Annotated in this window: 13 protein-coding genes; 7 read left to right on the forward strand and 6 right to left on the reverse strand. The window is 66.0% G+C overall.

Annotation, left to right across the window (positions count from 1 at the left end; all coding sequences use genetic code 11):
- Positions 1–109: 109 nt before the first annotated feature.
- Complete coding sequence (locus J4Z35_RS08835) at positions 110–415, reverse strand: hypothetical protein (protein ID WP_074041330.1); 306 nt, start codon at positions 413–415, stop codon at positions 110–112.
- Positions 416–806: 391 nt separating this feature from the next.
- On the opposite strand from J4Z35_RS08835, the gene J4Z35_RS08840 reads away from it, so the two are divergent.
- Complete coding sequence (locus tag J4Z35_RS08840) at positions 807–2,969, forward strand: AAA family ATPase (RefSeq protein WP_074041332.1); 2,163 nt, start codon at positions 807–809, stop codon at positions 2,967–2,969.
- 504 nt (positions 2,970–3,473) lie between these two features.
- Here the strand turns inward: J4Z35_RS08840 and J4Z35_RS08845 are convergent.
- Positions 3,474–4,115, reverse strand: coding sequence for a hypothetical protein (locus J4Z35_RS08845; protein ID WP_208065523.1), 642 nt, complete (start codon positions 4,113–4,115; stop codon positions 3,474–3,476).
- A 190-nt stretch (positions 4,116–4,305) separates the two neighbouring features.
- Here J4Z35_RS08845 and J4Z35_RS08850 point away from each other — a divergent pair, with 190 nt between their 5' ends.
- The gene (locus J4Z35_RS08850) at positions 4,306–4,455 is read left to right on the forward strand and encodes a hypothetical protein (protein ID WP_156444873.1); all 150 of its coding nucleotides are present in this window, start codon (positions 4,306–4,308) and stop codon (positions 4,453–4,455) included.
- Between the two features lie 81 nt (positions 4,456–4,536).
- Positions 4,537–5,919 (forward strand): MFS transporter, encoded by a 1,383-nt coding sequence (locus J4Z35_RS08855; RefSeq protein WP_208065524.1) that lies wholly within the window; start codon positions 4,537–4,539, stop codon positions 5,917–5,919.
- Positions 5,920–5,937: 18 nt separating this feature from the next.
- On the opposite strand, the gene J4Z35_RS08860 is transcribed toward J4Z35_RS08855, so the two are convergent.
- A complete protein-coding gene (locus tag J4Z35_RS08860; RefSeq protein WP_231729349.1) occupies positions 5,938–7,158 on the reverse strand; it encodes an MFS transporter in 1,221 nt (406 codons plus the stop codon).
- A 37-nt stretch (positions 7,159–7,195) separates the two neighbouring features.
- On the opposite strand from J4Z35_RS08860, the gene J4Z35_RS08865 reads away from it, so the two are divergent.
- Positions 7,196–8,170, forward strand: coding sequence for a DUF664 domain-containing protein (locus J4Z35_RS08865; protein ID WP_243754981.1), 975 nt, complete (start codon positions 7,196–7,198; stop codon positions 8,168–8,170).
- A 230-nt stretch (positions 8,171–8,400) separates the two neighbouring features.
- On the opposite strand, the gene J4Z35_RS08870 is transcribed toward J4Z35_RS08865, so the two are convergent.
- A complete protein-coding gene (locus J4Z35_RS08870) occupies positions 8,401–8,802 on the reverse strand; it encodes an SMI1/KNR4 family protein (RefSeq protein ID WP_074040379.1) in 402 nt (133 codons plus the stop codon).
- A 221-nt stretch (positions 8,803–9,023) separates the two neighbouring features.
- Between J4Z35_RS08870 and J4Z35_RS08875 the strand changes: the two genes are divergently transcribed.
- Positions 9,024–10,046: a magnesium transporter CorA family protein gene (locus J4Z35_RS08875; protein WP_208065526.1), complete on the forward strand. Its 1,023-nt coding sequence runs from the start codon at positions 9,024–9,026 to the stop codon at positions 10,044–10,046.
- Positions 10,047–10,187: 141 nt separating this feature from the next.
- Positions 10,188–11,585, forward strand: coding sequence for a class II fumarate hydratase (gene fumC / locus J4Z35_RS08880; protein ID WP_062255828.1), 1,398 nt, complete (start codon positions 10,188–10,190; stop codon positions 11,583–11,585).
- 97 nt (positions 11,586–11,682) lie between these two features.
- Here fumC and J4Z35_RS08885 read toward each other — a convergent pair whose 3' ends face one another.
- Together J4Z35_RS08885 and J4Z35_RS08890 are read right to left on the reverse strand one after the other, a co-directional pair.
- A complete protein-coding gene (locus J4Z35_RS08885; RefSeq protein WP_006947407.1) occupies positions 11,683–12,624 on the reverse strand; it encodes an L-lactate dehydrogenase in 942 nt (313 codons plus the stop codon).
- Between the two features lie 264 nt (positions 12,625–12,888).
- Positions 12,889–13,578: an HAD-IA family hydrolase gene (locus J4Z35_RS08890; RefSeq protein WP_006947431.1), complete on the reverse strand. Its 690-nt coding sequence runs from the start codon at positions 13,576–13,578 to the stop codon at positions 12,889–12,891.
- Positions 13,579–13,749: 171 nt separating this feature from the next.
- Here J4Z35_RS08890 and panD point away from each other — a divergent pair, with 171 nt between their 5' ends.
- The gene (gene panD / locus J4Z35_RS08895) at positions 13,750–14,160 is read left to right on the forward strand and encodes an aspartate 1-decarboxylase (RefSeq protein ID WP_006947480.1); all 411 of its coding nucleotides are present in this window, start codon (positions 13,750–13,752) and stop codon (positions 14,158–14,160) included.
- Positions 14,161–14,248: the final 88 nt, after the last annotated feature.

Consider the following 14,248-nt stretch of genomic DNA (forward strand, 5'->3'; position numbering starts at 1 on the left):
GGCGATCAACGGACGCCTGGAGCACCTGCGCGGCTCGGCCCTGGGCTTCCGCAACCTGACCAACTACATCGCCAGATCCCTGCTCGAGTCCGGCGGATTCAGACCTCAACTACACCCTCATCTGTGAAGAGCCAGTTTTCTTCAGGATTTCGTTCGCGCGCCGTGTTTCTGCGAGTTCGCGGCGAAGGCGCCGGTTCTCTTCCTCAAGGGACTCACGCGGCGCTGTCGCGCCAGCCGTAGCGGCGGGGAGTTCGCCAGGGCGGGGCATCCAGTTACGGATCGTCGCCGGCGCGATGCCGAGCGACGCTCCGACAGCGTCCATCGCGACCCGCTGCGAGCATCCCTCCGCGGCGCGCTTGTCGAGCACCATCCGCACGGCATGCTCACGCAACTGCTGGTCGTACTTCTTGGGCATGGTCCGATTCTCCTTCAGATGAGTCGGAACCAAACCCAGGGCGCTTCAGCCAACTCATCGGTGCCGTCGCCGAACTACAGGTTATCCGGACACGGTTCAAGCCTTTCGCCCACGGAGCAAGTAGTCCGAACTAGACGGCGACCTGGTCGACCGCGCGCGCCTGGCGTCCCCTCCCCCTACGCCGGCTCTCTACCTCGGGACGGCGACTGCTGGCGTGCGACCATCAGTTGGCCTAGCAAGTTCGCGCCCGCGTGGACCGGGTCCTGAGCGGTAGCTTTGTCCTGCGGTACTTGTACCGTGCACAGAGGCGACCTCGCCTTTGTGTTGGCCGGAGGGTGCTAGGCGGTCAGCCTGGCGCTCTGCATGTAGGCAGGTCGGAGCTAACCAAACCATGGCAAATAACGTTGAGCTCAATCGTGGCGTCGTAGCAGACGCCACGAGCGGAAATGACTACAACATATCGATTGAGAACTGCAACAGCATCGTTCACGCGAAAATCGTCATTAAGCGCGAGTCGTTGAATATAAAGTACGGGCCGAACGGCGTGGGCAAAAGCACTATCGCGCATGCGCTGCTCCTCAATTCTGAGGGATCAGACGCGCTGCACGAACTCACCCCCTTTAAATACCGTGGCGCCAAGCAAACTGTAGAGCCTTCCGTGGCGGGGGCCGACGACATAAAGACGGTGCTTGTTTTCGATGAGAACTACGTGGCGCAGTTTGTTTTCCAGCCCGACGAGGTTGTGAAAAACAGCTTCGAAATCTTCATCAAGACCCCCGAGTATGAACAGGGCCTCAAGGAACTAGACAAGATCTTTGAGAGCCTGACTCGAATATTTACAGAAAACGAAGAGTTGGATGATGTGATTGCCAGCTTCACATCACTGCGCGACGCATTTGCGCTGACCAAATCCGGCGCGATCGCGAAGACAAGCAAGGGCTACAAGGCTCTCAACGTCGGGGGCCGGCTGGCAGACGTCCCGGCGAACCTCAAAGGGTTCGAAAAATTTCTTCAGGGTAAGGACCCCGCAGGCTGGCTGACCTGGCAGTCGAAAGGCAAAGCATACTTGGAGCAATCTGAGAACTGCCCCTTCTGCTCGACCAGCAGCATGGATAAGGGCGTTGCTAGAGACCTTTCCGACAAGTATGAGTCGTCCTCAGTCAAGAATTTGAGCGCTTTGCGTTCTGCAATCGACGGGCTATCGCAGTTCTTTGTCCCCGAGCGTCTCGAGCAGTTGCTTGAAATTACGCGAAGTATTTCCGGAATTTCGCCGGAGCAGGAACAGTTCCTCGCGAATCTGCGCGGCCAAGTTGAGACAATCCTTCTCAAGTTTACTGCGCTCAAGAACCTGTCATTCGTGTCTCTTCGCGACGAGAGTGATGTCTCGCAAGCCATTGGACGATTGAAGATCGATCTAAAGCTCCTTGATGCGCTCAACTCCGTGGGAACTCAAAAAATTGTCGCCGATTTCAATGAGGAGTTGGACCAGGTCGCTCAGCAGATTGCGGAGATCAAGAGGCGGGTAGGAATTCAAAAGAGGCAAATTGCAAAGTCCATCAAGCAGAATCAAGACGAGATCAACGAATATCTCCAATCGGCGGGTTACAAGTACAGTGTTCGAATCGAAGATCGCGGCGACTCCTACCGCATGATCTTGGAGCATGATGACGCACCAGGTCACTTGGAGGCGGCAGGGAGCCATCTGAGTTTTGGTGAACGGAACGCGTTCGCCCTCGTGCTCTTTATGCATCATGTGCGAAGAAATAACCCCGACTTGGTCGTCCTGGACGATCCAGTATCGAGTTTCGACAAAACCAAGAAGTTCGCAATCCTGCACAAGCTGTTTCATGGAAAGAGCAGCCTGCGCGATTCGACGACACTACTTCTAACGCATGACATTGAACCTGCAATTGACGTAATTAGAACGGCGACCTCCGGTCAGTTCGCGGCCGCGCAGCCGGCGGTGTTCTTTCTTCAGAGCCGTGACGGCCATGTGGAAGAAAAGTCCATAAATGCGGAGGACATCATGACGTTCTCGCAAGTGTGCAATGCCAATATCGTGTCGTCCGCCGATCCCATCGTCAAATGTATCTACCTTCGTCGCCTGTTTGAGGTGCATGGCGACAAGGGTGCCGAGTACGACGTTATCTCGAGTCTCCTTCACGTCCGAAGCGAGCCGAGTATTAAGGGTGATCGAGGGGAGTTCGTGGCACTTGACGGCAAGGTGAAGGAGGCGGCTATAAGCCGGATTCGCGAATATATTCCAGAATTTGATTACGACGCGCTACTGGAGGAACTGAGAGACCCTCAGGTACTTCGAAAGAAGTTCGATGCAACGAGCGTCGGCTACGAAAAAGTACAGATCTTCAGAATTGCTTCGGAGACTCAGGCCTCAACTTCTGCTGACGCGGCGTTCAGGAAGTTCGTGAATGAGTCGTACCACATCGAGAACGAATATGTGATGCAGCTGAATCCTCGAGAATTCGATTCTGTGCCGGACCATATCGTTCAGTCCTGTGAGGATTGGTTCCCTGGCAGCGCGAAGGAAGACTGAGCGGCGCAGCTTGTCCTGCTATCCATGTCGCGCCGTCCAGACGGGCGCGGCGACACCGGTTCGGTCACAATCGGCTTTGGGGCAAAAAACTCCACCTCAAAACCCTCAGGGGTGCGCGCTTCGGCGTCGTGTGCCGCGACAATCAAGGCAGGATCAACGGGGGGTGGAAATGCCTACCTCGACCCATCCCGGGTGGTGGATCGACACGCGTTGAAGACATGTCTACGCTCGTAAGCGGGGTTCCGAAGTCGTGCCAGGCGTACTATTTCGGAACCGTCTAGATGTACTGACCGGGGACGTTGATCGACCGGCTATGCGCGAGCCAGCGACATCCTCGTGCGAGAGGATACGGATAACCCTGGCCCTTCGGGCTGGGTGTGCGCTGGTCATTTGTTGGCCTCGTAGGCCTAACCCGTCGGCGGGGCGATCTCCAGGCATCGCCGGATGGTCGCGAAGGCGCCGCACAATTCGGACGGCTCGCCACACTGGGTCATTGAGGCTGGCTCAGCGAAGCTCAGAACTAGCGTCCACCGAAGTGGCGTAGCCGTAGCGGCGGCGGTGTTCATCCCAGCTCGACGCGTACGCCTGACGCAGGGGCTCAGCCAGATTCGCGAACCACACCCGTCGCTCCTCGCAGCGCCGCTCGAACTCCCGGCGGTCCTGCGCCTCGAGCCATGCTGCGTGCGGCTGTGCGGGGTCGACACCACGGCGCAGGTTACGTTCCTCCCACACACGCTTACGCTGCTGCTGACGCCACACACTCAGACGCGAAAACTCCCCACTCAGCCGCTGCACCCGCAACGCCCGCTCACCCGCATCCAGACCCGCCCACCAGCGCTGCGCGCGCTCATGACACGCAGCGACCGACGCGCGACGCGCGAGCACCCACGCCGACGCACGCTCACGAAAGACCTGTCGTTCCAACGAGATTCGGTCACGCACCACCTGCTGCCCGACAGACGCCGCCTCGAGCGTCGGCAGGGTCTGGGGGCGCGTCCACTCGCCGTTCGCCGAGACCTGCGCCAACCCGTGCGTCTGCAGGTGCGCCAGATGACGCAGCACCTGCCGTCGCGTCCACCCCGACACCTCACCAGGGGTGGGGCACAGTTGCGCCTTCAGCGCCACATCCTCGACCGCCAGACCCACCCGCGAATCCAACGAGGCCAGCACCAACCACGCAGCAGGGGGAGTTCACCGGGGAGGGCGGCGGCCAAGGGGATGTGATGATCGCGGCGCTCGTGCTGCTGGGGTTGGGTTGGAACGCTGGATTGCTGGCCGGCACGACGATGCTCGTCGACGCCACCTCCAGCGCCACCCGCGCCTGCACGCAGGGCACGTGCGACGTCCTCGTCTCGCTTGCCGGAGCGGGCGCGGCATCGGCGCAGGCTTCGTCGCCGGCGCCACGACCTACGCGACGCTGTGCTGCCTCACCGTCGTCGCAGCCGTTGCGCTGCTCGCGTTCGTGCCCCGCCGAAAGTCGGCGTGACGTTTTATTCATCGTCATGACACAAAGGCGTTAGGGTGAACGTCATTCCTTTCTTTCCCATGTGACGAAAAGAGCGGCGCCATGACGGTCCGTCCCACCCCACTCTCGGCTCCCGCGAGTCGAACCGAGCGGCTCGATCGGTTGCCGTTCACGGCGCGTCATCGCTCGATGCTCGTCGGTTCGGGCGTCGGCTGGGCGCTCGACGCGATGGACGTCGGGCTCATCAGCTTTCTCATGGTGGCGGTCAAGAAGGAGTGGGGGCTGACGACCGGCGACCTGTCGGTGCTCGCCTCGATCGGCTTCGTCGGCATGGCGATCGGCGCCGGTGTCGGCGGCGCCCTGGCCGACCGCATCGGGCGCCGCACCGTGTTCGCGGGCACACTCGTCGTCTACGGCCTCGCGACGGGTCTGTCGGCGCTCGCACCGAGCTTCCTCGTCCTGTGCGCCCTGCGCTTCGTCGTCGGGCTCGGCCTCGGCGCGGAACTCCCGGTGGCCTCGACCCTGGTGAGCGAATTCGCCCCGAAGCGCCTGCGTGGACGGATGGTCGTCGCCCTCGAGTCGTTCTGGGCGCTCGGGTGGCTGCTCGCGGCCGTCATCGGATTCACGATCGTGCCGCACGACAACGGGTGGCGCTGGGCGATGGCGCTCGGGCTCGTGCCCGCTCTCTACGCAATTCACGTGCGCCGCGGGTTGCCCGAGTCGGTGCGCTTCCTCGAGAAGGTCGGCCGCGACGACGACGCCGAACGCATCGTGCGCTCGTTCGAGGCCGCGGCGGGTCCGGCGCAGCGCAGCGGCGGCGCGCACCTCGACGACGCTGCCGACACCCACGCGGGCGCGCAGGGAACCACCGTCGACGTCGAGACGACCAGAACGTCACAGCTCGCGAGCCCGTTCTCCGCGCCGTATCGAACGCGGACGGCCGCTCTATGGGCGACGTGGTTCGGCGTCAACTTCGCCTATTACGGGGCCTTCTTGTGGATCCCGACATTCCTCGTCGCGAACGGCTTTCCGGTGGCGAAGTCGTTCGGTTTCACCCTCGTCATCACGATCGCACAGTTGCCCGGATACGCGGTGGCTGCGGTGTGCGTGGAGAAGATCGGGCGTCGACCGACGCTCGCGATCTTCCTCGCAGGTTCGACGGTGTCGGCGCTGCTGTTCGGTCAGGCCTCGTCGGAGACGGCGATCATGGCCGCCGGGTGCGCACTCAGCTTCTTCAACCTCGGCGCGTGGGGTGCGCTGTACGCCATCACGCCCGAGATCTACCCGACGCTCATGCGCGCGGGCGGCGCCGGCGGCGCGACGGCGTTCGGGCGCATCGCCTCGATCGTGGCGCCGCTCGTCGTGCCTTGGGTGTTCACCCATCACGGCGAGGGCTGGACGTTCGGTGTCATCGCCGCAGCCTTCGCGGTCGCGACGCTCGCCGCTCTCGCGCTGCCCGAACGTCGGGGGCAGGCGCTCGACTGACCCGGCGGGGACGAGGCGTCAGCTCTCCTGTGGGTCGCGCAACGCCGCGGTGAACGTCAGCCCCGTCAACAGCAGGCCCGCGACGAACGGCAGGATCATCGCGCGCTGGATGCCGAAGTGGTTGCTGAGGAAGCCGATGATGCCGGGCCCGGCGAGAAACGCGGTATAGCCGAAAGCGGTGACGATGGCGAGCACGCGGCCGCCGCCGATGTGGCCGGCGATGGCGTAGATCTGCGGGGCGATCATGCCGACACCCAACCCGACGAGCAGCCAGCCGACGAGGATGAGCGGCAGCGACGACGTGGTGATGACGACGCCGAACCCGGCCACCGCGACGGGCGCGCCGAAGCGCACGACGGCGGCGCGCCCGAATCGTGCCACGAGTGAGTCGCCGAGCAGCCGGATGACGACCATCGTCGCGGACACGCAGACGAGACCGGCCGCGCCGACCCCCGGGTCGACGTGCGCGACGTCCGTGACGTGGATCGAGGCCCAGTCGATCGCGGTGCCCTCCGTGAACCCGAAGAACAAGGCCATGACGCCGAGCAGCCACGCCTGCGGCGGGATGCCGGGTCGCGGCGGTGCGTCGCCGCTCCTGGGGCTGATCGGCGCGGCGTCGTCCGTGCTGTCCTCGACATGCGGTGCCTGCGGCGTCAGAGCGAACAGTGCGGTGAGCCCCGCCCCGGCAAAGATCGCTGCCGCGACGAGGGCCCACCTCGGATCAGCCCCGTCGCCGCCCTGCAGTTTCGCCGAGCCCATGACGAGCAGGGCGCCGAGGAAACCTCCGAGCGAGAAGAACGCATGGAACCGGCTCATGATCGCCGTACCGGAGGCCCGCTCGGCGTCGACGCCGAGGGCATTCATCGCGACGTCCATGACACCGTTGCACGCGCCGATCATCACGCCGCCGACCACGAGGGTGGGGTAGTTCGGGGCGAACGCGACCACCAGCAACCCGATGGCGAGGCCGACTCCGCCGACGAGTGACGGCAGGCGCGGTGTGAACCGGTCGGAAACGCGGCCGCTCACCTGCATGGCCACGATCGCGGAGCCCCCGGCCAGCAGGAGGACGAGCCCGATCCCCGACGCGTCGGTGTGCAGGCGTTCACGGAGGCCGGGCAGCGAACCGCCCCAGGCCCCGATCATCAGGCCGTTGACGAGAAAGATGCCGAACACCGAGCGGATGAGGGCGTGGCTCTGCGCTGCGGTGAACGACGTCGTGGGAGTCGAGGTGGGCATGCGCTCCATTGTCACCGCCGCCACCTACCCTGGTCGAATGGACGACAAGGCCACGCTGAAGACGTACCTCGACTCGCTGCGTTCGGCGATCCTGTGGAAGCTCGAGGGCCTCGACGAGTGGCAGCTGCGCTGGCCGATGACGTCGACGGGGTCGAACCTGCTCGGCATCGTCAAGCACCTCGCAGCGATGGAGTACGGCTACCTCGGGCATGTCTTCGACCGCCCCGGCGAGGAGCTGCCGTGGATGGGGCAGGACGCCGAGCCCAACGCCGACCTGTGGGCGACGTCCGACGAGACCGTGGAGAGCGTCGTGCGCCTCTACCGCCGGGCCGTCGCACACGCCGACGAGACGATCGCGAGCCTCGACCTCGACGCCGCCGGCCACGTGCCGTGGTGGCCGCAGCCCGACGTCACCCTGCACCGCGTACTCGTCCACCTGAGTGTGGAGGTGGCCCGCCACGCGGGGCAGGTCGACGTCCTGCGCGAACTGCTCGACGGACGCGTCGGCATGCGTGAGGCGAACCCCAACCTGCCGTGGAGCGACGAGTTCTCCTGGGAGAGCTACGTGGAGAGGCTTCGTCAGATCGCGATCGACGCGCAGTGGCCCGGTGCCCGACCCGGTCTGTACGGGTTCGCGGGCCCGCAGCGGGACGCGCTGCTCGCGCCGATCCTTCGCGGTGCCAAGACGGCGACATCATCCCTGGCAGCCGCGTATTCAGCGGACGATGAACTGCCGCGGGTCGGTGAGCGCGAGGTGCTCATCTCGTCGGCGGGGATGCCCGTCGGCGTCACCGAGACAGTCGAGGTGCGCGTCGTCCCGCTGGGAGAGGTTGACCTCGAGCACGCCGTCGACGAGGGGGAGGGGTTCCGCAGCGTCGACGAATGGCGCGGGGCGCACGAACGCTTCTGGGCCTCCGACGCGATGCGGGCCGAGCTCGGCGACCCCGACCTCGTCGTCGACGATGCGACGCCCGTCGTGCTGCAGCGCATCCGGCTCGTCGAGACGCTCTGACGGGTGTGCCGGCGCGGTGGCACTGGAGGTTCGCCGGTGTCGAGATGCCCGCCATTCCGAGGACCGCGGGCGCTCGTGGACCGAGTGGTTCGAGGCGCAGTGACGACGGAGCAGCGCCTCGCCGATGCGTCGTGATGACGCACCACGCGCCGCGCCCGGCGCCGTCATCACGCCTGATGCCCGGTTGTCCTGGTCAGCGTGGGCGCGTCATAGCGCCCTGATCGCCGCGCTCAGGCGAACAGGTCGTCCTGCTCGGCGTGCTCGTTGCGCAGCGACTCGAGGAAGCCGACGAACGTGGCGCCGAGCTCGCTGAGCTCCTCGCCGCTGTCGCGCTCGACGTCGACCCAGCGCGTCGGGTGACCGGGGACGACGCCGAAGTCCCAGTCCTCGCCGCGGCCGAAGACGACGATGTCGCCGGTCTTGGTCACCGAACTCGGGTGCAGCACGCGCAGGTAGGGCCCGTCGGTGCCGTCGGCCATGTGGACGTTGCCGTTGTACGTCGCCGTCGTCAGCCAGAAGGCGCGCAGGTCGTCGGGAAAGGTAACGCCGAGCTTCTCCTCGGCGTGCGTGAGGTCGTCCTCGGTGGCGGGGGAGTCGAAACGGTCAGGGCTGAAGTACTCCGTGAAGGACATGCCGTCAGCCTAGGGCCTGCGACCCGTGAGCGGGCCGCGACGAACGACGAAGCGAGTAGCGCGATGGTCCGTGGGTGCTTCCGCCCCGTGAACCGGGCCGCGACGATCCCAGCGTCCTGTCGGCGCGATCCACAGCGTCTTGTCGGGGCGATGCGTCACAATGCGCTCATGATTCGTCCTGCTCCGCTTCGCTCGAACCCCCCGCGCGCCGGTGAGCCGTCATGATCGAGGGTCTCGATATCGCTGACGCGCGGGTGTGGCGCAGGAAAGAGGCGAAGGCGCGCTCCATCGAGGCGGGTGCGCTCGCCGACGCGATGCGCGACGAGGAGAACCTCGTCTGGGTCGACCTGCTCGACCCGTCGCCGGAGCAACTGCGTCAGCTCGTCCTGCGGTTGGGCGTGAGCGGGACTGTGGTCGAGGATGCTCTCGCTCCGCACGAGCGCGCCAAGGTGACGGCTCACGCCGACCATCTGTTCTTCACCGTGTACGCCACGCAGCTCGCGACCGACACCCTCGCCGAGCACGCTGACGGGGGCAGCCACCTCAGCGTCACGCGCATCAGCGGCATCGTGCTGCCGCGGGCGCTCATCACGATCAGGGTCAGGTCGCCGCATTGCGAAGCGTTCGACATGGGTGAGGTCGTGAAGCGCTGGGATGATTCCGCCTCACTCATGACGCAGGGCAGCGGCGCGCTCGTGCACGGGTTGCTCGACTACGTCGTCGACGGCCATTTCGACACAATCCAGTCGCTCGACGACGCTCTCGAAGGCCTCGAGGAGACGTTGTTCGCGGAGCGGCGCACCGGCAGCGAGTTCGTCCGCACGACGTACGCGATCCGCAAGGATCTCGTCGCGCTGCGCCGCGCCGTCCTGCCGATGCGTGAGGTCGTCAACGCGCTCATGCGTCACCGCGGGCGCACGGGCGGGCCGCTCGACGCCTGGTACGACGACCTGTACGACCACGTGCTGCGTGCCTCGGAGTGGACCGAGTCGCTGCGTGACATGGTGAGCACCGTCTTCGAGACGAACCTGTCGCTGCAGGACGCGCGGCTCAACACGATCATGAAGAAACTCGCCGCGTGGGCCGCGATCATCTCGGTGCCGACGGCCGTGACGGGCTGGTTCGGCCAGAACGTGCCCTACCCCGGTTTCCAGGCGCATTCGGGGCTCGTCATGAGCGTCGTCGTCATCGTCGCGTTGTCGGGCGGGCTCTACGCGATCTTCCGCCACAACGACTGGTTGTGACCTCCCGCCCACCTGCGTCCAAGTGCGCCCGGGTGCATCTGGACGCAGAGGGTTACGGCTGGGCGCTGACGACGAGGGTGGCCTCGCCGCGCACCCCTCCGGGCGTTCGCGATCGTGGTGAGGCGTGCCTAAGCTGGAGGCATGGTCAAGCGCATCGAAACCGACAGCATGGGTCAGATCGAGGTCGACGAGAACGCCTACTGGGGCGCGCAGACGCAGCGCAGCATCGAGAACTTCGACATCGGCCGTGACACGTTCGTGTGGGGGCCCGTCATGGTGCGGGCACTCGGCATCCTCAAGAAGGCCGCCGCGCAGGCGAACGCCGATCTCGAGCAGCTCCCGAAGGACGTCGCGGAGCTCATCGAGAGGGCCGCGGACGACGTCATCGACGGCAAGCTGAACGATCAGTTCCCGCTCGTCGTGTTCCAGACAGGCTCGGGCACGCAGTCGAACATGAACGCCAACGAGGTCATCTCCAACCGCGCGATCGAACTCGCCGGCGGAGAGCGCGGCTCGAAGAAGCCCGTTCACCCCAACGATCACGTCAACCGCGGTCAGTCGTCGAACGACACGTTCCCGACGGCGATGCACATCGCCGTCGTCCTCGACCTCGTCGAGCGCCTCTATCCGGCCGTCACCGAGCTGCGTGACGTGCTCGACGCCAAGGCGAAGGAGTTCGACGACGTCATCTGCGTCGGGCGCACCCACCTGCAGGACGCGACGCCGATCCGTCTCGGTCAGGAGATCGGCGGCTGGGTCGCGCAGCTCGACTTCGCGCTGTCGCAGGTGCGTCAGGCCGAGCAGGCGACGCGGGCGCTCGCGATCGGTGGCACCGCCGTCGGTACGGGGCTCAACGCGCACCCCGACTTCGGCATGCTCGCCGCGCAGAAGATCTCCGAGATCACGGGCGAGAGCTTCCACCAGGCCGACAACCTGTTCGCGTCGCTGTCGGCGCACGACGAGCTCGTCGCCGTCAGCTCGTCGCTCAGGCTGCTCGGCGGGGCGCTCATGAAGATCGCGAACGACGTGCGTTGGCTCGCGTCCGGGCCGCGCAACGGCATCGGCGAACTCGTCATCCCGGAGAACGAGCCGGGCAGCTCGATCATGCCGGGCAAGGTCAACCCGACGCAGTGCGAGGCGATGACGATGGTCGCCACCCGCGTGTTCGGCAACGACGCGACGGTCGGTTTCGCCGGCTCGCAGGGCAACTTCCAGCTCAACGTGTTCAAGCCCGTCATGGCGCACGCCGTGCTGGAGAGCATCCGCCTCATCTCGGATGCGTGCCGTTCGTTCACCGCGCACTGCGCACGTGGCATCGAGCCGAACCGGGAGCGCATCGACGCCAACCTCGCCTCGAACCTCATGGTCGTGACGGCGCTCAACCGTCACATCGGCTACGACAAGGCCGCCGCCATCGCGAAAAAGGCGCACAAGGAGGGCACGACGCTGCGCGAAGCGGCGCTCGCGTCCGGTGACGTCACGGGCGAGGACTTCGACCGCTGGGTCGTGCCCGCCGACATGACGCACCCGTCCGCCTGACGAGCCCTCCCACCGGCGAAGGGGTTGTGGAGGTTCGTGCGCTCAGACGCGCAAACCTCCCCAACCCCTTTCGTCGTCTGTCGTCGTCTCGGAGCGTTCAGTCGCGTAGCCCCGTCGAGTCGACGACGCCGCTGAGTACCTTGGCGGAGTGGGCGAGGGCGTCGCGTTCGGCGTCGTTCAGGTCGAGTTCGACGACGCTCTTGACTCCGCTGCGCCCCAGCACCGTGGGCACACCGATGAACAGGTCGTCGATGCCGTACGTGCCGTGCAGCTTCGTCGAGACCGGCAGTGCGGTGTACTCGTCGCGCAGGATGGCGCGGGTGATGCGCGCGAGGGCCATGCCGATGCCGTACGACGTCGAACCCTTCGCGTCGATGATGCGGTAGGCCGCCTCACGCGTGTCGGTGAAGACACGCTCGATCTCCTCACGGCGCCCCGGCACGCTCTCGAGGTCGCGTGACAGCGGCGCGCCCGCGACGTTCGCGGACGACAGTGCGGCCACCTCGGTGTCGCCATGCTCACCGATGATCGACGCGTGCACGCTCGACGGTGCGACGTCGTACAGCTCGCCGAGCATGAAACGCAGGCGCGCCGAGTCGAGCGTCGTGCCCGAACCGATGACACGCTCGGACGGCAGACCGCTCAACTTCCAGGTGGCGTAGGCCATCACGTCGACCGGGTTGCTGGCGACGAGGAAGATGCCGTCGAAACCCGTATCCATCACGGAGCCGACGATCGAGCGGAAGATCTCGACGTTGCGCCCGACGAGGTCGAGCCGCGTCTCACCCGGGCGCTGCGCCGCACCCGCGGTGATGACGACGAGGTCGGCGTCGGCGCAGTCGTCGTATGACCCCACCGTCACGCGCGTCGGCGACGGCGCCCACACGACGCCGTGGTTGAGGTCCATCACCTCGCCCGTCACCTTCTGAGTGTTGATGTCGATGATGGACAACTCGTGGACGAGACCCTGGTTGACGAGGGCGTACGCGTACGCCACCCCGACGTCACCGGCACCGATGAGAACAACGCGATCGCTCATGACCTCAACGCTACGCCGCCGGCCCGGTCTGTTCCGTCGTGTGGAGCACCTTGCCGGTGCAGTGAACATGAACATCGAATGACAGGCGGGGAGGGCTCGTCACGTGACCGCTGGCCTCAGAGGCCCGAGCTTGGGAGTTTGGCAGCCGACCCGCGACCCCGCGGGCCTCCGGGGCCCGAGCTTGGGAGTTTCCGCCGCGTGTATTCAGGCTGTACTGCCTCGACAGGAGCCCGCGGGGGTGCGGTGCCGCGCCGCCCCGCAGGGTCAAGGTGTCGCGATCTGCACCGTAGAGTTCGTCACTGAAAAGCGAACAGCAGCAAGGGAATCGACGATTGCGTCGGCGTCCGTTGTCGCGTCGAGGTTGGCGACGTTCGTCGTCGACGTCAGCGCGAGCGTCGCGCATCCTGCGGCCTTCGCCGCGCGCAGACCGCTTGGTGCGTCCTCGACGACAAGGCATTCTTCGGCGGCGACCCCGAGACGCTCGGCAGCCACGAGGAACGGGTCGGGGTGCGGCTTGCCGTGCTCGACGTCGTCGAACGTCACGACCACGTCCGGGAGCGGGATGCCCGCGGCCTGCAGGCGCGCCAACCCAAGTTCATGCGTCGCCGACGTCACGACCGCACACCGACGGGGCAGCAGCGCCGCGACCGCGTCGACAGCTCCGGGCAGCGCGACGACCCCGTCCGTGTCTGCGAGTTCCATCGCCGTGATGCGGGCCAGCGCGACCTCCGCCTCGCCGGGGCTCAGATGCGGCGCGATCTGCGCGATGATGCCCGACGCCGGCACCCCGTGATGCTGGCCGAGCAGGTGCGGGTCGATGTCGTACTCGCGCGCCCACGCCACCCATGAGCGGATGACGGCGGGCGTCGAGTCGACGAGCGTGCCGTCGTTGTCGAACAGCACGGCCGCGAACGGGCGGCCGGCCAGGGCGGAGAGGTCACCGAGTCGAGGCATGGCTCGATCCCATCACGCCGCCACGCGACGTGCGAGTCCGTAGGCCTCCGCCTCTGGGGTGACCTGCCGAGACGTCGGTGATCGCCTGCCGCCGGGTGGCGGTCCTCCGCTTCCTGGGGGACGACGCCTCGTGGACGTACGCTTGAGGCCGTTTTCGAGGAGGAGGCCCTCATGCTGCGCACCCTGATGCGAGCCAAGATTCACCGCGCGACCGTCACGCACGCCGACCTGCACTACGTCGGCTCGTGCACCATCTCGTCCGACCTCATGGAGGCCGCCGACCTCGTCGAGGGCGAGCAGATCGACATCGTCGACGTCGACAACGGCCACCGACTCACTACCTACGTCATCGCCGGCCCTGCGGGTGAGGGGCGCATCGGCATCAACGGTGCCGCCGCTCACCTCGTCGGGGTGGGGGACACCGTCATCCTCATCGCGTACGGAATGTTCGGTCCCGACGAGGTCGCGACGCACGAGCCGCGTGTCGTGTTCGTCGACGGCGACAACCGTATCGTCGAACGCGGCACCGACCCCGCCCACGCGCCCGAGGGCTCCGGTCTCGTCGACCCGCGCGACGGCTGAAGCCCCCGCGGCCGGTGCACAGGCCCGACGCTGACGTGCGGCCGGCGGGCCGGCGGATCAGCTGCTCGACTTTTGTGCATCTGCACGA

It is taken from the genome of Dermacoccus sp. NHGro5, assembly GCF_017565385.1.
GTDB lineage: Bacteria > Actinomycetota > Actinomycetes > Actinomycetales > Dermatophilaceae > Dermacoccus > Dermacoccus nishinomiyaensis.